General features: G+C 66.5%; 15 protein-coding genes and 3 tRNA genes. 4 read left to right on the forward strand and 14 right to left on the reverse strand.

The genetic code is table 11. From position 1 onward, the window contains the following. Window positions 1-103: 103 nt before the first annotated feature. From UN84_RS13830 to rnr, 8 genes are all read right to left on the reverse strand, one after another. Window positions 104-397: a hypothetical protein gene (locus tag UN84_RS13830; RefSeq protein ID WP_035596660.1), complete on the reverse strand. Its 294-nt coding sequence runs from the start codon at window positions 395-397 to the stop codon at window positions 104-106. Window positions 398-464: 67 nt separating this feature from the next. Beyond that, on the reverse strand, window positions 465-1,853 hold the full coding sequence (gene dnaB, locus UN84_RS13835) for a replicative DNA helicase (protein ID WP_035596663.1): 1,389 nt from the start codon (window positions 1,851-1,853) through the stop codon (window positions 465-467). Window positions 1,854-1,998: 145 nt separating this feature from the next. Next, a complete protein-coding gene (gene rplI, locus UN84_RS13840) occupies window positions 1,999-2,445 on the reverse strand; it encodes a 50S ribosomal protein L9 (RefSeq protein WP_035596666.1) in 447 nt (148 codons plus the stop codon). Between the two features lie 15 nt (window positions 2,446-2,460). Next, on the reverse strand, window positions 2,461-3,312 hold the full coding sequence (locus UN84_RS13845) for a hypothetical protein (RefSeq protein ID WP_035596670.1): 852 nt from the start codon (window positions 3,310-3,312) through the stop codon (window positions 2,461-2,463). A gap of 12 nt (window positions 3,313-3,324) precedes the next feature. After that, a complete protein-coding gene (gene rpsR, locus UN84_RS13850; protein WP_016853668.1) occupies window positions 3,325-3,552 on the reverse strand; it encodes a 30S ribosomal protein S18 in 228 nt (75 codons plus the stop codon). Window positions 3,553-3,583: 31 nt separating this feature from the next. Beyond that, window positions 3,584-3,958, reverse strand: coding sequence for a 30S ribosomal protein S6 (gene rpsF, locus UN84_RS13855; protein ID WP_016853667.1), 375 nt, complete (start codon window positions 3,956-3,958; stop codon window positions 3,584-3,586). A gap of 315 nt (window positions 3,959-4,273) precedes the next feature. Further along, window positions 4,274-5,071: a 23S rRNA (guanosine(2251)-2'-O)-methyltransferase RlmB gene (rlmB, locus tag UN84_RS13860; RefSeq protein WP_046078220.1), complete on the reverse strand. Its 798-nt coding sequence runs from the start codon at window positions 5,069-5,071 to the stop codon at window positions 4,274-4,276. A gap of 37 nt (window positions 5,072-5,108) precedes the next feature. Beyond that, window positions 5,109-7,493: a ribonuclease R gene (rnr, locus tag UN84_RS13865; RefSeq protein ID WP_035596678.1), complete on the reverse strand. Its 2,385-nt coding sequence runs from the start codon at window positions 7,491-7,493 to the stop codon at window positions 5,109-5,111. A 232-nt stretch (window positions 7,494-7,725) separates the two neighbouring features. On the opposite strand from rnr, the gene UN84_RS13870 reads away from it, so the two are divergent. The 3 genes from UN84_RS13870 (at window position 7,726) to UN84_RS13880 (ending at window position 8,100) form a co-directional block, all read left to right on the forward strand. Continuing rightward, window positions 7,726-7,812 (forward strand) — tRNA-Leu (locus UN84_RS13870). A gap of 67 nt (window positions 7,813-7,879) precedes the next feature. Continuing rightward, a tRNA-Leu gene (locus UN84_RS13875) sits at window positions 7,880-7,966 on the forward strand. 47 nt (window positions 7,967-8,013) lie between these two features. Continuing rightward, window positions 8,014-8,100 (forward strand) — tRNA-Leu (locus tag UN84_RS13880). Window positions 8,101-8,287: 187 nt separating this feature from the next. Here the strand turns inward: UN84_RS13880 and UN84_RS13885 are convergent. Both UN84_RS13885 and UN84_RS13890 read right to left on the reverse strand, forming a co-directional pair. Further along, window positions 8,288-9,112 (reverse strand): DNA/RNA non-specific endonuclease, encoded by an 825-nt coding sequence (locus tag UN84_RS13885; protein WP_046078433.1) that lies wholly within the window; start codon window positions 9,110-9,112, stop codon window positions 8,288-8,290. 51 nt (window positions 9,113-9,163) lie between these two features. After that, complete coding sequence (locus tag UN84_RS13890; protein ID WP_016853663.1) at window positions 9,164-9,439, reverse strand: Lrp/AsnC family transcriptional regulator; 276 nt, start codon at window positions 9,437-9,439, stop codon at window positions 9,164-9,166. 228 nt (window positions 9,440-9,667) lie between these two features. On the opposite strand from UN84_RS13890, the gene UN84_RS13895 reads away from it, so the two are divergent. Continuing rightward, the gene (locus UN84_RS13895; protein ID WP_173835019.1) at window positions 9,668-9,982 is read left to right on the forward strand and encodes a high-potential iron-sulfur protein; all 315 of its coding nucleotides are present in this window, start codon (window positions 9,668-9,670) and stop codon (window positions 9,980-9,982) included. Window positions 9,983-10,078: 96 nt separating this feature from the next. On the opposite strand, the gene UN84_RS13900 is transcribed toward UN84_RS13895, so the two are convergent. The 4 genes from UN84_RS13900 to UN84_RS13915 form a co-directional block, all read right to left on the reverse strand. Then, on the reverse strand, window positions 10,079-11,632 hold the full coding sequence (locus UN84_RS13900) for a SpoVR family protein (protein ID WP_046078223.1): 1,554 nt from the start codon (window positions 11,630-11,632) through the stop codon (window positions 10,079-10,081). A gap of 20 nt (window positions 11,633-11,652) precedes the next feature. Continuing rightward, window positions 11,653-12,936, reverse strand: coding sequence for a YeaH/YhbH family protein (locus UN84_RS13905; RefSeq protein ID WP_035597439.1), 1,284 nt, complete (start codon window positions 12,934-12,936; stop codon window positions 11,653-11,655). Between the two features lie 70 nt (window positions 12,937-13,006). Continuing rightward, window positions 13,007-14,929, reverse strand: coding sequence for a PrkA family serine protein kinase (locus UN84_RS13910; RefSeq protein ID WP_016853659.1), 1,923 nt, complete (start codon window positions 14,927-14,929; stop codon window positions 13,007-13,009). Between the two features lie 201 nt (window positions 14,930-15,130). Then, a complete protein-coding gene (locus tag UN84_RS13915; protein ID WP_237022399.1) occupies window positions 15,131-17,074 on the reverse strand; it encodes an NADPH-dependent 2,4-dienoyl-CoA reductase in 1,944 nt (647 codons plus the stop codon). Between the last annotated feature and the right edge of the window lie 8 nt (window positions 17,075-17,082).

Genomic DNA, 17,082 nt, shown 5'->3' on the forward strand with positions numbered 1-17,082 from the left:
GATACAGTCTCGTCCTGTCGTATGACACGACGATGACGGCACCGTATCGCCCTGAGACCGATGGAGGGCACCGGGGTTCCCGGCGGGAAGCCGCCGAAGGCGGTTACTGGTAGTCGGCGGGATCGATCGCCTTGCCCAGGGAGTTGCGGTCGACCCACTTGCCGGCCTTGGTCTCCTTGTAGCGGAACACCACGCGATCGCCGACCGCGACCGGCAGCTCCGAGTCCTCGGTCTGATAGCTGTAGTCCTCGCCGTCCACCACCAGCTGGTAGCGATAGAGATCCGGCATGCCCAGCCACTCCTTGAACGGCCCTTCGCGTTCCACGGACTGCAATTCGCCGCGCGCCTCGAGCTTCGGGGTGCGCCGCCGATTACCGCGCTGAAATCCGCCTGCCATGGTGCTTCTCCAGTGTGCTGTTCGAGGGGTGGGGATTATACGGCGCCGGCTGCCCCGCTCAAGGGGGTCACTCGCCGAAGGTGTCGCCATAGCTGTCCGGCGCCAGATCCTCGAAGCGGGTGTACTTGCCGATGAACGCCATGTGCACCGTGCCGATCGGCCCGTTACGCTGCTTGCCGATGATGAATTCGGCCAGTCCCTGGTTGTCGGGGTTATCCGGATTGTAGACCTCATCGCGATAGACGAAGCCGATCAGGTCGGCGTCCTGCTCGATGGCGCCGGACTCGCGCAGGTCCGACATCACCGGGCGCTTGTTGGGACGCTGCTCCAGCGAGCGGTTGAGCTGCGACAGCGCCACCACCGGGCAGCCGAATTCCTTCGCCAGACCCTTGAGCGAGCGCGAGATCTCCGAGATCTCGCCGGTGCGGTTCTCGGAGAAACCCGGTACCTGCATCAGCTGCAGGTAATCGATCATGATCATCGCCAGGTTGCCGTGCTCACGCACGATCCGGCGCACCCGCGAGCGCATCTCGTTGGGCGACAGCGCCGCGGTGTCGTCGATGAACAGCTGCTTGTCCTTGAGCAGGTTCACCGCCGAGGTCAGGCGCGGCCAGTCCTCGTCCTCGAGCTGACCCGTCCGCACCCGGGTCTGGTCGATGCGCCCCAGCGACGAGAGCATCCGCAGCATGATCGCTTCGCCCGGCATCTCCATCGAGAACACCACCACCGGCTTGTCGCTGGAGATCACCGCATGCTCGACCAGGTTCATGGCGAAGGTGGTCTTGCCCATGGACGGGCGCCCGGCCACGATCACCAGGTCCGAAGGCTGCAGTCCGGAGGTCATGTCGTCCAGGTCGCGGAAGCCGGTCGACAGGCCGGTCATCTCGCCCTGCATGTTGAACATCTCGTCGATGCGATCCACCGCCTTGGCCAGCAGGTCGCTCATGCCGACCGGGCCCCCCTCCTTGGGCCGCTCCTCGCTGATCTGGAAGACCAGGCGCTCGGCCTCGTTAACGAGCTCGTCGGCGGGCCGCCCCTGGGGCGCGAAGGCGCTCTCGGCGACCTGGTTGGCGGCATGGATCAGCTTGCGCAGGGTGGCCCGCTCGCGAACGATGTCGGCATAGGCGCGGATGTTGCTGGCCGACGGCGTGTTGCGTGCCAGCTCCGCCAGGGTGGCCAGGCCGCCCACGGTCTCGAGCTGATCACGCCCCTCCAACGCCTCGGACAGGGTCACCACGTCCAGCGGCCGCGCCTCCTCGGCCAGCGTCGCCATGACGTTGAAGATCAGGCGATGCTCGTAGCGATAGAAGTCGTTGGCCACCAGCCGGTCGGCCACGCTGTCCCAGGCCTGGTTGTCGAGCATCAGTCCGCCGAGCACCGACTGCTCGGCCTCCAGCGAGTGAGGCGGCACCTTCAGCGCCGCGGTTTCCTGATCGAGCTCGAGGGATTCGTTCATTGGGGCGGGCACCTCCGCAACATGGGCCGGCACATTCTACCTCGAAGGACGCCTGACGCCCCAGCCGGGATAACGTGGCACGGGCAAGCAAAAAAGGGCGCGAGGATTTCTCCTCGCGCCCCTGGCGTCCGCGGGGGAGTCGGGCTTATTCGGCCACGACCACCACGCGCACGGTGGCGTCGACTTCGGCGTGCAGGTGCAGCGCGATGTCGTATTCGCCGGTCTGACGGATCGGACCTTCCGGCATGCGGACTTCGCTCTTCTCTACCTCGATGCCGGCAGAGGAGATGGCGTCGGCCAGGTCGCGCGGACCGATGGAACCGAACAGCTTGCCTTCATCGCCGGCCTTGGCGACCAGGGACAGCTCGATGTCGTTGAGCTGTTCGGCGCGGGCTTCGGCTTCGGCCTTGCGCTCGGCGGCCTGAGCTTCGAGCTCGGCACGCTGGGCCTCGAAGGCTTCGATGTTGTCCTTGGTGGCCGGCACGGCGAGGCCGTAGGGCACCAGGTAGTTGCGGCCATAACCGGGCTTGACGGTGACCTGGTCACCCAGACCGCCCAGCTTGCCAATCTTGTCGAGCAGAATGACTTCCATCTCGTAAACCTCTTGTCAGTCGCTGCGGCCGAGTCGTCCGCGAATATCCGCGAACGCGTCGATCAGGGCCGCAAGCAGCACGATGAGAATCATGGGCCAGGTGGTGATCAGCAGCACATAGAAGGCGACCAGCCACAGCCCGTTCATTCCCTTCAATCCGATAACACCGTGCACCAGCGCGATGCCGGCCACCAGCAACGGCACCCAGAGCATCAGGCCGAGGCCGGGCAGCACCAGCACCGTGCCGATGACGAGAAACGCCATCAGCACCAGCAGCTCGCGGGGCACCAGGCGCAGGGCCTGGAACTCCTCGCGAAAGCCGCCGGGGTTGTAGAGCCCCGCCTGCCAGCTCCTGGCCAGGGCCAGGCAGGCCACCGAGGCCAGCAGCACGATCAGCCCGGTGACGCCGCCGATCAGCATCTCGGCCAGCCGTTCGGTCTCGAGCCCCTGGCGCGAGAGCTCGTCGAGCATCGAGGCGAACTCCGGCGAGCCCTGGCGCAGCTGCTCCAGCAGGGGCCCGGTGCCGCCCGGCGGCACGAAGATGCCCAGCTGGATCATCGCCGCCCCGGCGAGGGCGCCGACGATCAGCGTCTCGCTCCAGCGCAGGCGCGAGCGCAGCACCACCGCCATCAGCGTGACCAGCAGGATGCAGGCCAGCGGGATGACGTCACCCCGGGTCCACCACCAGCCCGCCGGCACGGCAGCGGCGACGATCACCGGGAGCGCCGGTGCCAGGCCGCGGCGCAGCGTGACCAGGCCGGCGATCGCCGCGCCCAGCCAGAACAGCCAGGGGACCAGTGTGGCCGCGGCCGCCCCGGCGACTGCCTGGGGCGTACCGCGCATCATCCAGCGGGCGACGGGCAGCATCACGCTAGTGTCTTACTGGTGGCTATCGGTGTAGGGCAGCAGCGCCAGGTAGCGAGCCCGCTTGATGGCGGTGGACAGCTGACGCTGGTAACGGGCCTTGGTCCCGGTGATGCGGCTGGGAACGATCTTGCCGGTCTCGGTGATGTAGGCCTTGAGGGTGTCCAGATCCTTGTAATCGATCTGCTTCACGCCTTCAGCGGTGAAACGGCAGAACTTGCGGCGACGGAAAAAGCGTGCCATGGGAAAGACTCCTTAGCGTGCGATGTGTGGCTTAGGCGGACTGGGCGGGACGCGACGGCTTCTCGTCACGACGGGCGCGCTTCTCTTCCGCCGGCTTCATCATCGGGGAAGCCTCGGTGACGGCTTCCTTGCAGCGCACGACCAGGCTGCGGATGATGGCGTCGTTGAAGCGGAAGATGTTCTCGATTTCCTCGAGAGTCTCGCCGCGGCACTCGACGTTCATCAGCACGTAGTGAGCCTTGTGGATCTTGTTGATCGGGTAGGCCAGGTGACGGCGACCCCAATCTTCGAGGCGATGCACGGTACCGCCGTTCTCGGTGACGATGCTGGTGTAGCGCTCGACCATCGCCGGAACCTGCTCGCTCTGGTCCGGGTGGACCATGAACACGACTTCGTAATGACGCATGGGTTCTCCTTGCGGTTTGGCAGCTTCCAGAGAGGCGTGAGGCCCCAGGGGAAGCAAGGAGGTGATTATCGAAATACACGATGTCCGTTCGTCGGACGAACGGGCGCCAGTATTCTAAAGAGCGCGCGCCAGATGCGCAAGCTGGAAGCTGGAAGCTGGAAGCTGGAAGCTGGAAGCTGGAAGCTGGAAGCTGGAAGCTGGAAGCTGGAAGACAGCATGAACTCCGCCATCATGGGGTCAAGGATTGTCTTCAAGCTTCCGGCTCAAGCCCGCGAAGCGGGCGTTCTTCCAGGTGCGAAGCACCGCTCTTTAAGCTTATGGCTTCAAGCTTCTTTGCCGGACCGCCTCGAACAGGCCGATGCCGGTGGCCACCGAAACGTTGAGGCTCGAGACGCTGCCGGCCATGGGCAGCTTGACCAGCTGGTCGCAGGCCTCGCGGGTCAGCCGGCGCATGCCCTTGCCCTCGGCGCCCATCACCAGCGCCGTGGGCCCGGCCAGATCGGCCTCGAACAGGCTCGCCTCGGCCTCGCCGGCGGTGCCGGTGATCCACACGCCGAGCGCCTTGAGCTTGCCCAGCGCACGAGCCAGGTTAGTGACCTGATAGACCGGCACGCTCTCGGCGGCGCCACAGGCCACCTTGCGCACCGTGGCGTTGAGCGGCGCCGACTTGTCCTTGGGCACCACCACGCCGTGGGCACCGGCGGCGTCGGCGCTGCGCAGGCAGGCGCCGAAGTTGTGCACGTCGGTCACCCCGTCGAGCACCAGCAGCAGCGGCGCCTCGGCGTTCGACCAGCCCTGGAGGCGATGCCACAGCGCGGCTTCGGCCTCGAAGGCCAGCGGCGGGCAGAAGGCCACGATGCCTTGATGGGCGGCCCCCTGGGCGAGGCGATCCAGGTCGTCGCGGGGATGGGCACTGACCCGGGCGCCGCGTGCCCGAGCCTGATCGACCAGCTCGACGAGACGGCCACCGGCCTCCCCTTCCTGCAGCCAAAGCTCGCGCGGGGCTTCTCCCCGATCGAGCAGCGCCCGCACCGCGTGCACGCCGTAGACGGCATCCAGGCCGTTCGGCATCTTGGGCCCGCGGCGCGGCGCGGGCTTGTTCTTCGCTTTCATCGACATCTCGGTTCTTCTCGACATCCCGGCATCGGCCTCAGCGACGACGCGGGCCGCGGCGGCGACGCTTGTTGCCGCCGCTCTTCTCGCCGTCGCCCGAGGACTGGCCCTGGGCGCCGCCCTGACCACTACCCTTGCCCTGCGAGCCTCCGCGCTTGCGCGACTTGCGCTGCGGCCTGGGCTGGTCGTCGGCCAGCTCGAAGTCGATCTTGCGATCGTCCAGGTCGACCCGCGCCACCTGCACCGAAACGCCGTCGCCGAGGCGATAGCTCATGCCGCTGCGCTCGCCCTTGAGGCGATGCTTCTCGGCCTCGTAGTGGTAGTAGTCGGAGGGCAGCGAGGTGACGTGCACCAGGCCCTCGACGAAGAACTCGTCGAGGCGCACGAAGATGCCGAACTGGGTCACCGAGGCGATGGTGCCGCTGTAGACCTCGCCGAGCTTGTCGGACATGAACTCGCACTTCAGCCAGCTCTCGACGTCGCGGGTGGCGTCATCGGCGCGCCGCTCGGTCATCGAGCAGTGCTCGCCCAGTTCGAGCATCTGCTCGAAGGTATAGGGGCACCACTTGCTCGGCGGCTCCACCGGTGCGCCCTCCTCGCGCAGCACGGTCGCGGTCTGGCGCGGCCCGCGGATCACCGAGCGGATCGCCCGGTGCACGAGCAGGTCGGGGTAGCGACGGATCGGCGAGGTGAAGTGGGCATAGGCCGGATAGGCCAGGCCAAAGTGCCCCTCGTTCTGGGGCGAGTAGACCGCCTGGCTCATGGAGCGCAGCATCACCGTCTGGATGATGTCGGCGTCCTCGCGGCCGCGGATGGTCTCGGCCAGGGTCTGGTAGTCCTGGGGCGTGGGCTCGTCGCCACCGGGCAGCGACAGGCCCAGCTCGTTGAGGAACAGCCGCAGCTTGTCGAGGCGCTCCGGCGAGGGCCGCTCGTGGATGCGATACAGCGCCGGCAGGTCGTGCTTGTCGAGGAAGCGCGCGGTGGCGACGTTGGCCGCCAGCATGCACTCCTCGATGATCTTGTGGGCGTCGTTGCGCGAACGCGGCACGATCTTCTCGATCTTGCGCTCGTCGTTGAAGACGATCGCCGTCTCGGTGGTCTCGAAGTCGATGGCGCCGCGCTCGTCGCGGGCACCGCGCAGCACCTTGTAGAGGGAGTGCAGGTCGTTCAGCGGCTTGACCAGCTCGCTGTACTGCTCACGCAGCGCGTCGCCCTGCTCGTCCTCGTCGTCGAGGATCGAGGCGACCTTGTTGTAGGTCAGGCGCGCGTGGGAACGGAACACCGCCTCGTAGAAACGATAGCGGCTGATGGCGCCCTTCTGGGAGATGTTCATCTCGCAGACCATCGCCAGGCGGTCGACGTCCGGGTTCAGCGAGCACAGGCCGTTGGACAGCAGCTCCGGCAGCATCGGCACGACCTGACCCGGGAAATACACCGAGTTGCCGCGGCTGATCGCCTCCTGATCCAGGGGGCTGCCAGGACGCACGTAGTGGGAGACGTCGGCGATGGCCACCAGCAGCTTCCAGCTGCCGGACTTGGTCTGCCAGGCGCAGACGGCGTCGTCGAAGTCGCGGGCGGACTCGTCGTCGATGGTCACCAGCGGCAGGTGGCGCAGGTCGACGCGGTGCGCCTTGTCTTCCTCGGCCACCTCGGCGGACATGCCGGCGATCTGGTCCTGCACCTCAGGCGGAAACTCGGACGGGATCTCGTAGCTGCGGATGGCGATGTCGATCTCCATCCCCGGATCCATCCGCTCGCCCATCACCTCGGTAACATGGCCCACCGGCTGCACGCGGGTGGCCGGCTGCTTGACGATGTCGGCCGAGATCACCTGGCCGTCGCGGGCGCCGCCGTTGGCGTTATGCGGAATGATGATTTCCTGGGCGATGCGCGGATTCTCGGGAATCAGCACGCCGAACTCGGGGGTGTTCTCGCGATAGACGCCGACGATGTTCTGGGTATTGCGCGCCAGCACCTCGACGATGGTGGCCTCGTCGCGGCCGCGGCGGTCGCGGCCGCTGATGCGCACCAGCACGTGGTCGTTATGGAACACGCGGCGCATCTGGCGCGGCGGCAGCACCAGGTCGGGCTTCTTGCCGTCATCGCGCAGCAGGAAGCCGATGCCGTCGCGGTGGCCGAGTACCCGGCCCTTGATCAGGTCGAGCTTGTCGATCAGCGCATAGGCGCCGCGGCGATTGCGCAGCACCTGGCCGTCGCGCTCCATGGCCGACAGCCGGCGGCGCACGGCCTCCTGCAGATCCTCGTCCTCGAGGCCCAGCATCTCGCTCATGGCCTCGTGGGTGATCGGCTTGCCGTATTCCTCGAGCCGCGCCAGCAGGTATTCGCGGCTGGGCGCCGGCTTGTCGTACTTGTGGGCCTCGCGGCTGGCGTGCAGATCGTCGCTGAGCGTCCAGTGATTCATGCGGAGAGCATCCTTGGCAGGGTCGGGGACGACGTAAGGAGGGTGGCGCTCACGCGCCGCGGGCATGCAGTGATGCAATAGGGGTCTCTTGTCATGGCGGCAGTATAGCGTTGCGCAAGGGCGCACCCAACCATGTGCCGGCCGATAAAGGGACCGGAGACGCAAAAAAAGCCACCTGCCGACACACGAGGGGTTGCATCACCGAAAATTTACGGTAATATACGCGCCACTTGCCCAGATGGCGGAATTGGTAGACGCGCTAGCTTCAGGTGCTAGTGTCCTTACGGACGTGGAGGTTCAAGTCCTCTTCTGGGCACCAATTCGATACACTGTCAGCAGCATCGTCAGGTATCACGCTCTTTAAAAGCTCGATTCGCTCGTGTTTCGCCCAGGTGGCGGAATTGGTAGACGCGCTAGCTTCAGGTGCTAGTGTCCTTACGGACGTGGAGGTTCAAGTCCTCTCCTGGGCACCATTCATCGCTCAAGCGATGGCTCGGAACACGACGAATATGCATGACGCGCCCAGGTGGCGGAATTGGTAGACGCGCTAGCTTCAGGTGCTAGTGTCCTTACGGACGTGGAGGTTCAAGTCCTCTCCTGGGCACCATTTCGCGTTATGCAGACAAGAGCCGTACTTCGAGGCCATATCCTCGAACCCCCACATCGCTATATCGTCTTATTATCTCCGGCCGCACACATTGCGGTTTTTTGCGTTTCTGGCCGCCGGAAACCGACGATGCACTCATCCTCCCTGCCCGCTCCCCTGCTGCGCCATCGATGACGGCTCGCCTCGCTCAGTCGAAGCGTCCCGGCAGATCGGCGACCGCCTCGAGTCCCCAGCCTCGGGTATCCACCCGCCCTTCCAGCTCGCGCTCGACGGCTTCGGGGAGATCCGGGAAGAAATCCAGCCCGGTCAGCGTCTCGATGCGATCGATGCTGACCACGAAGCGATCCAGCGGCTCGTCGCCACGCACGCTCTGCGGCATCACGAAGGCCAGCGCACGAGGATGCTCCCCCGGCACCACCAGGATCTTGTAGAAGGCCACGGGCACCTCCACCAGGCCAACCCGATTCAACATGCCCTGAGTGAACTCCGATGCGAAGATCGGCCCGGTAATGACCTGCAGGGTGCCATACTGCGGCACGAAGCGGTCGATCACGACTTCTTCCAGGCGCTGCCAGAGCCGGCGGTTCAGATCCGGTCGCTGAGGCGCCATGTTGCTCATCAGGAAGGTATCATGCTGGGCGGACGGACCATGCACCCGGGCGATGGCATAGTTGGGCGCCAGATGGCCGCGGTCATAGCCGCTACGCAGATAGCTGTCCGGGGTGACGGGCCAGAGCGTTCGCCAGTCGCGACGGAATCCCGGGCGATCGCCGACCTCCGCCACGCGATCGGCGTACAGCACGTAGCTGGCCCACAGCGGGCTGACCCGCACGTCCGACCAGCCCACCAGGAAGCCGTCGTTGCGCAGCACGCGATGAACGCTCAGCGGCGTCAGCCGCTCCCAGGTCGGCACGCCCATCCAGCTGAGGCGCTCGCGCACCTCGCGCTCTTCCATGTACCACAGCCCACTGCCCACCGCCGCGAACAGCGCGGCGATGCCCAGGCGGCGCAGCGAGCCGCGCCATGAAGGCAGGCGAAGGAGGCGTTGCAGCACCGGCGGGCCTTACCAGCCCAGCGCGAACATGGTCTCGAGATCGTGGCGCGAGTGCACCTGCAGGGCATTGAGGGTCTCGGTCTCGCGGATGCCCTCGACGTCGTTGAGACGCCCGGTCACCAGCTCCGCCAGCCCCTCGAAGTCGCGGGTCCGGGCGATGGCGACCAGGTCGTAGCGCCCGCAGGTGGAGAAGACCTCGCTGATGCCTTCCACCTCGGCCAGACGCTCGGCCACGGACTTGACCTGCCCCTTCTCGGTGTTGATCAGGATGACGGCATTCTGCATGGGGCAATCTCCCTCGAATAGCGGTTCACGGCGGCGAGTATAACAGCGTCCTCGCCCGACGGGGGCCCCGGCACTTCCCGAGCGCTCGTCGCCCTTCCCGGGCTCGGCTACGCTGAATGAGCCGATCCCGCCTGCCGCACGCGCGCCACACGGCGGGAACGAGACGCCAAGAGCCGGCTCACCGGCCGCCGAGCCTGACATCAACCGTGACCCTCAGGAGGAACCCTCATGGCCAACCCCAGCCGTCGCGACTTCATGCGCCACAGTCTGCTGGGCCTCGCCGCCCTGCCACTGGGTATCGGCGTGCTGTCGACGCGCAGCTTCGCCCAGGATCTGCCACCGCTGAACCCCGAGAGCGACCAGGCCAAGGCCCTGAACTACGTCGAGATCGCCGCCGACGCCAGCGATCATCCGGCCTACGCCGAAGGCGAGACCTGCGCCAACTGCATGTTCTACCAGGCCGATACCCAGGGCTGCCAGCTGTTCCCGCAGAACAGCGTCGCCCCGGGCGGCTGGTGCCAGTCCTGGACCGCCCAGGCCTGACCACCGCCCATCTCGCCTCCAACCGGCCCACCCCAAGCACCAGCGGCCCGCCCCGAGGGGCGGGCCGGTCACGCCTGAGCCGGGTTCGGGCCTGCCTCAGGCGTCCTTCTGCTCGTCCTCCGGCAGCGGCCAGTGATAGCGACGCACCACCTCGTCGTCCTCCAGAGACTCGAGCTTCACCGGGAAACCCCACAGCTGGTGCAGGTGGCGCATCACCGGATAGACGCTGCGCGCCAGCGGGCGACGGTTGTCCTGCACGTGGCGCAGCGTCAACGAGCGGTCGCCGCGGATGTCCGCCGACCAGACCTGGATGTTGGGCTCGCGCACCGAGAGCGCATACTGCACGGCCAGGCCATCACGGATGCGCTGATAGCCACGGTCGTCATGGATGGCGGTGACCTCGAGCATCTCGTCACGGTCGTCGTCAAGCACCATGAACAGCTTGAGGTCGCGAATCACCTTGGGCGACAGGTACTGCTGGATGAAGGACTCGTCCTTGAAGTTGCGCATGGCGAAGTGCAGCGTCTCGAGCCAGTCGCTGCCGGCGATCTCGGGGAACCAGCGCCGATCCTCGTCGGTGGGATGCTCACAGATCCGCCGCAGGTCGGTGAACATGGCGAAGCCCAGGGCGTAGGGATTGATGCCGCTGTAGTGGGGGCTGTCGAAGGCCGGCTGATGGACCACCGAGGTATGGGACTGCAGGAACTCCAGGATCAGCCCCTCGTCCACCAGGCCGTCGTCGTAGAGGCGATTCATCAGGGTGTAGTGCCAGAAGGTCGCCCAGCCCTCGTTCATCACCTGGGTCTGGCGCTGGGGATAGAAGTACTGGGCGAGCTTGCGCACGATGCGCACCACCTCCCGCTGCCAGGGCGCCAGCAGCGGCGCATTCTTCTCGATGAAGTAGAGCAGATTCTCCTGAGGCTCGGGAGGGTAGCGCCCGCCGGCGTGCAGGCCGAGCGGATCCTCCGCATCACCGTCCTCCTGATGCCCCTCCTCGCTCGGCCGCCCGGGAATGGTGCTCCACAGGGTGTTGACCTGGGCCTGCAGGTAGTCGGAGCGCTCCTGCTGGCGACGCGCCTCCTCCTCGGCGGAGATAGGCGAGGGCCGCTTGTAGCGGTCGACGCCGTAGTTCTGCAGGGCATGGCAGGCGTCGAGCAGCTGCTCGACCGCGGTCACGCCGTGACGCTCCTCGCACTCGGCGAGGTAGCGCCGGGCGAACAGCAGGTAATCGACGATGGAACCGGCGTCGGTCCAGGTGCGGAACAGGTAGTTGCCCTTGAAGAAGGAGTTGTGGCCGTAGCAGGCGTGGGCCATCACCAGCACCTGCATCATCAGGGTGTTCTCCTCCATCAGGTAGGCGATGCAGGGATCGGAGTTGATGACCAGCTCGTAGGCCAGCCCCATCTGGCCACGCCGGTAGGCCTGCTCCACGGCCAGGAACTGCTTGCCGAAGGACCAGTGATGATAGCCCACCGGCATGCCCACGCTGGCGTAGGCATCCATCATCTGCTCGGTGGTGATGATCTCGATCTGATTGGGGTAGGTGTCCAGCCGATACTCGTCGGCCAGCCGGGCGATCTCCGTCTCGAACCGCTCCAGGACCTCGAAGTTCCAGTCGGAGCCGCTGGCGATGGGCTTGCGTTCGGTCATGCTGCCTCCTTGGCCTCGCCTCAGGACTGGACCGTGCGGCGCCGGAACAGCTCGCGGAACACCGGATAGATGTCGCCGGCCTCGACGATCTGCCGCATGGCGAAGCGCTCGGGATACTCGGCCTCGACCTTCTCGTACTCTTCCCACAGGGCCTGATGCGCGTGCGGCGTGATCTCCACGTAGGTGAAGTACTGCAGCCGCGGCATCAGGGTATTGGCCAGCTGATCGCGACAGGTCAGGGAGTCGTCGTCCCAGTTGTCGCCGTCGGAGGCCTGGGCCACGTAGAGGTTCCACTGGGTCGGCGGGTAGCGGTCGGTGATGATCTCGTCGACCAGGGTCAGGGCGCTGGAGACGATGGTGCCGCCGGTCTCCCGGGAATAGAAGAACTCCTCCTCGTCGACCTCCTTGGCGGCGGTGTGGTGGCGCACGAAGACCAGCTCGACCTTCTCGTAGTTGCGTTCCAGGAACAGGTAGAGCAGCAGGAAGAAGCGCTTGGCGATGTCCTTGTGGGCCTGGGTCATGGAGCCCGAGACGTCCATCACGCAGAACATCACCGCCTTGCTCGACGGCTGGGGCTGGTTGACCAGATTGTTGTAGCGCAGGTCATAGGTATCGATGAACGGCACCGCCTCGAGACGCTTCTCGAGCCGCTCGACCTCGGCCTTGAGCTCGGCGATGCGCGCCGGATTGCGCAGCACCGGATCCTTGCGTTCCTCGGCCTCCAGCGCCTCCTGGGCCTCGCGCAGGGCCCGGCGAATCGGCCCGCGCATGGCGATGCGCCGGGCATGAGCCTCGCGCATCGAGCGCACGATGTTGATACGGGCCGGCACCCCGTCACGGGTGAAGCCGGCCCGCACCGGGCGCACCTCGTCGAGGTCGACCAGGTTCTTGCGCTCCAGGTGCGGCAGCTCCAGGCCGTCGAACACGAAGTCCAGGAACTCCTCGCGGGACAGGGTGAAGGCGAACTCGTCCATGCCCTCGCCCTGGTTGGAGGCGCTGCCCTCGCCGGATCCGCCGCCGCCTCCCCCGCCGGGGCGACGCAGACGATCGCCCTCGACGAACTCCTTGTTGCCGGGGGCGATGATCGAGCGCTTGCCGCCGGACCCGTGCTGGAACACCGGCTCGGAGATGTCCCGGGCGGGAATCGACACCTTCTCCCCGCGCTCCATGTCGGTGATGGAGCGGCGATTGACCGCCTCCTCGACGGACCGCTTGATATGGGTGCGATAGCGATCGAGGAAGCGCTGACGATTGACCGCACTCTTGTGCCTGGCATTGGCACGGCGGTCGATGAAGTAGGTCATGCGGACCTCCTGGGCTGCCCTGCGTCCTCACGGAGCGCCATGCCTCGGCGCCCCGTGCGGCCCTCGACGGCTACTGCGACTTGCGTACCCGCAGATACCACTCGGAGAGCAGGCGCACCTGCTTCTCGGTGTAGCCGCGGTCGACCATGCGGGCCACGAAATCCTCGTGCTTCTTCTGGTCCGCGGTGGAGGCCTTGGCGTTGAAGGAGATGACCGGCAGCAGCTCCTCGGTGTTGGCGAACATCTTGTGCTCGATCACCCCGCGCAGCTTCTCGTAGGACTGCCAGCTCGGGTTCATGCCGTTGTTCTGGGCCCGGGCCCGCAGCACGAAGTTGACCACCTCGTGGCGGAAGTCCTTGGGATTGGAGATGCCCGCCGGCTTCTCGATCTTCTCCAGCTCCTCGTTGAGCGACTGGCGGTCGAACAGCTCGCCGGTCTCCGGATCGCGGTACTCCTGATCCTGGATCCAGAAGTCGGCGTAGGTGACGTAGCGGTCGAAGATGTTCTGACCGTACTCGGAGTAGGACTCGAGATAGGCGGTCTGGATCTCCTTGCCGATGAAGTCCACGTAGCGCGGAGCCAGGAACTCCTTGATGAAGCGCAGATAGCGCTCGAAGGTCTCCTTGGGCAGCTGCTCCTGCTCGAGACGCTGCTCGAGCACGTAGAGCAGGTGCACCGGGTTGGCCGCCACCTCGTGGTTGTCGAAGTTGAACACCTTGGACAGGATCTTGAAGGCGAAGCGCGTGGACAGCCCGTCCATGCCCTCGTCGACGCCGGCGGCGTCGCGGTACTCCTGGATCGACTTGGCCTTGGGATCGGTGTCCTTGAGGTTCTCGCCGTCATAGACCCGCATCTTGGAATAGACGCTGGAGTTCTCCGGCTCCTTGAGCCGCGAGAGCACCGAGAACTGGGCCAGCATGCGCAGGGTGTCCGGCGCACAGGGCGCCTCGTTGAGCGAGGAGTGCTCGAGCAGCTTCTTGTAGATGTTGATCTCTTCGGTCACCCGCAGGCAGTAGGGCACCTTGACGATATAGACCCGGTCGAGGAAGGCCTCGTTGTTGCGGTTGTTGCGGAAGGCCTGCCACTCGCTCTCGTTGGAGTGCGCCAGCACGATGCCGTCGAACGGGATCGCGCCCATGCCCTCGGTGGGGTTGTAGTTGCCCTCCTGGGTGGCGGTCAGCAGCGGATGCAGCACCTTGATCGGCGCCTTGAACATCTCGACGAACTCCATCAGGCCCTGGTTGGCCCGGCACAGGCCGCCGGAGAAGCTGTAGGCATCCGGATCGTCCTGGGAGTAGAGCTCGAGCTGACGGATGTCCACCTTGCCGACCAGCGAGGAGATGTCCTGGTTGTTCTCGTCGCCGGGCTCGGTCTTGGCGATGGCGATCTGATTCAGCCGCGACGGATAGAGCCGCACCACCCGGAACTGGCTGATGTCGCCACCGGCCTCCTTGAGGCGCTTGGCGGCCCAGGGCGACATCACGCTCTTCAGGCAGCGCGGCGGGATGCCGTATTCCTTCTCGAGCAGCTCGCCGTCATGCTCCGGCGAGAACAGCGCCAGCGGCGACTCCTGCACCGGCGAGCCCTTGATGGCATAGAAAGGCACATGCTCCATCAGCAGCTTGAGCCGCTCGGCCAGCGATGACTTGCCGCCACCGACCGGGCCGAGCAGGTAGAGGATCTGCTTCTTCTCCTCGAGCCCCTGGGCGGCATGGCGGAAGTAGGCGACGATCTGCTCGATCGCCTCTTCCATGCCGTAGAACTCGGAAAAGGCCGGATAGCGACGGATGACCTTGTTGGAGAAGATACGCGACAGGCGAGGGTCCTTGGCCGTGTCGATCACCTCGGGCTCGCCGATGGCCTCCAGCATTCGTTCGGCCGCACTGGCATAGGCCGAGGGGTCCTCACGGCAGAGTTCCAGGTACTCCTGCAGGCTCATTTCCTCCTGCAGGGTGCGTTCGAAGCGGTTCTGCACATGATCGAAGATGCTCATCGATGCCTCCTTAAAGCCCGGGGCTCCGGCCTGGCAATCCTGGCCCTCTCGGCCGGGTCGGTAGCTTCAGCGTAGTCAGCGCGACCGGACGATGACGCCCGAAATCTTCAACGCAGGGCTACACTTCCTATGAGCCCGCGAAGCCGAAGCGGTTCATCCCGGGGCGTGCAGATTTTCAACGAACGCGGCTCATTCCCTCCTCTAGAGCGTGGCAGCCAGCCGCACGCCCTGGTCGATCGCGCGCTTGGCATCGAGCTCGGCGGCCCGGTCGGCGCCGCCGATGACGTGGACCGAAACGCCCGCCTCGCCCAGCGGCTCGAGCAGGTCGCGCACCGATTCCTGACCGGCGCAGATCACCACGCTGTCGACCTCGAGCAGGCGCGGCTCGCCCTCGACGCGGACATGCAAGCCGGTGTCGTCGATGCCGACGTACTCGCAGCCGGCCAGCATCTCCACGCCGCGATGGCGCAACGAGGCGCGATGCACCCAGCCGGTGGTGACGCCGAGCCCGGCACCGGGCTTCGACGTCTTGCGCTGCAGCAGGGTCACCGTCCGCGGCACCGGCGGCCGCTCGGCCGCGCGCAGTCCTCCCGGCGCGGTCACCGTCAGGTCCACCCCCCACTCGTCGCACCAGGCGTCGGCGTCCAGGGCGGGATGGCCGGCATGGGTCAGCAGCTCCGCCACGTCGAAGCCGATGCCGCCGGCACCGATGATCGCCACCCGTGCGCCCACCCGCTCGGGATGCTGGATGGCCAGCGGGTAGGACACCACCTTGGGATGATCGATGCCCGGCAGCTCGAGGGCCCGCGGCCGAACGCCGGTGGCCAGCACCACCTCGTCGAAGCCACGCAGCTCGTGGAGCCCGGGGTCGGTCGCGAGCCGCACGCTGACACCACGCTTCTCCAGCATGGTGCGGAAATAACGCAGCGTCTCCTCGAACTCCTCCTTGCCGGGAATCTGCCGGGCATGATTGAACTGGCCGCCCAGCTCGGCCTGACGCTCGAACAGCGTCACCGCATGACCGCGTTCGGCGGCGGTGACCGCCGCGGCGAGCCCGGCGGGACCGCCGCCCACCACCGCGACGCGCTTCATCGACGCCGCCGGCACGATGGCAAGCTCGGTCTCATGGCCGGCCCTCGGGTTGACCAGGCACGAGGTCGGCTTGCCCTGGAAGGTATGATCGAGACAGGCCTGGTTGCAGGCGATGCAGGTATTGATCTCGTCGACCCGTCCCTCCCGGGCCTTGGTCACCCAGGCCGGATCGGCCAGGAAGGGACGCGCCATGGAGATCAGGTCGGCATGGCCCTCGGCCAGCAATCGCTCGGCGACCTCGGGCATGTTGATGCGGTTGGTGGCGATCAGCGGCACCGGCAGCGCGTCGCGCATGCGCCGCGACACCTCGGCGAACAGCGCCCGCGGCACGCTGGTGACGATGGTCGGCACCCGCGCCTCGTGCCAGCCGATGCCGCCGTCGATCGCATCGGCGCCGGCCTCGGCCACCGCGCGCCCCAGGGCGACCACCTCGTCATGGGTACTGCCCTCCTCCACCAGGTCGATCATCGACAGCCGGAACAGGATCAGGGCCTCGGCCCCCAGGGCCTCGCGGATGCGCCGCACTGCCTCCACCGGGAAGCGGATGCGGTTGACGAAGCGACCGCCCCACTCGTCCTCTCGATGATTGGTCCCCCGGCAGACGAACTGGTTGATCAGATAGCCCTCGGAGCCCATCACCTCCACGCCATCGTAGCCGGCCTCCCGGGCCAGGCGTGCGCAGCGCACGTAGTCGTCCAGGGTGCGCTCGATCTCCGCCGCGCTCAGGGCACGAGGCGGGCGAGGGTTGATCGGCGCGCGGATCGCCGAGGGCGCCACCGGCGCATCGGTGTAGGCGTAGCGGCCGGCGTGCAGGATCTGCAGGCAGATGCGACCGCCCTCGACATGCACCGCCTCGACCAGGCGCCGGTGCTCGGCCACCTGCTCCGGGCGCTCCAGGGTGGCGCCGCCGTCGAACACGGCACCCTCCGCGTTGGGCGCGATGCCGCCGCCGACGATCAGCGATACGCCGGCCCGGGCACGCTCGGCATAGAAGGCGGCCAGGCGCGAGAAACCGCCGGGCATTTCCTCCAGGTTGGTATGCATCGAGCCCATCACCACCC

This window comes from Halomonas sp. HG01 (assembly GCF_000968715.2).
GTDB lineage: Bacteria > Pseudomonadota > Gammaproteobacteria > Pseudomonadales > Halomonadaceae > Halomonas > Halomonas halophila.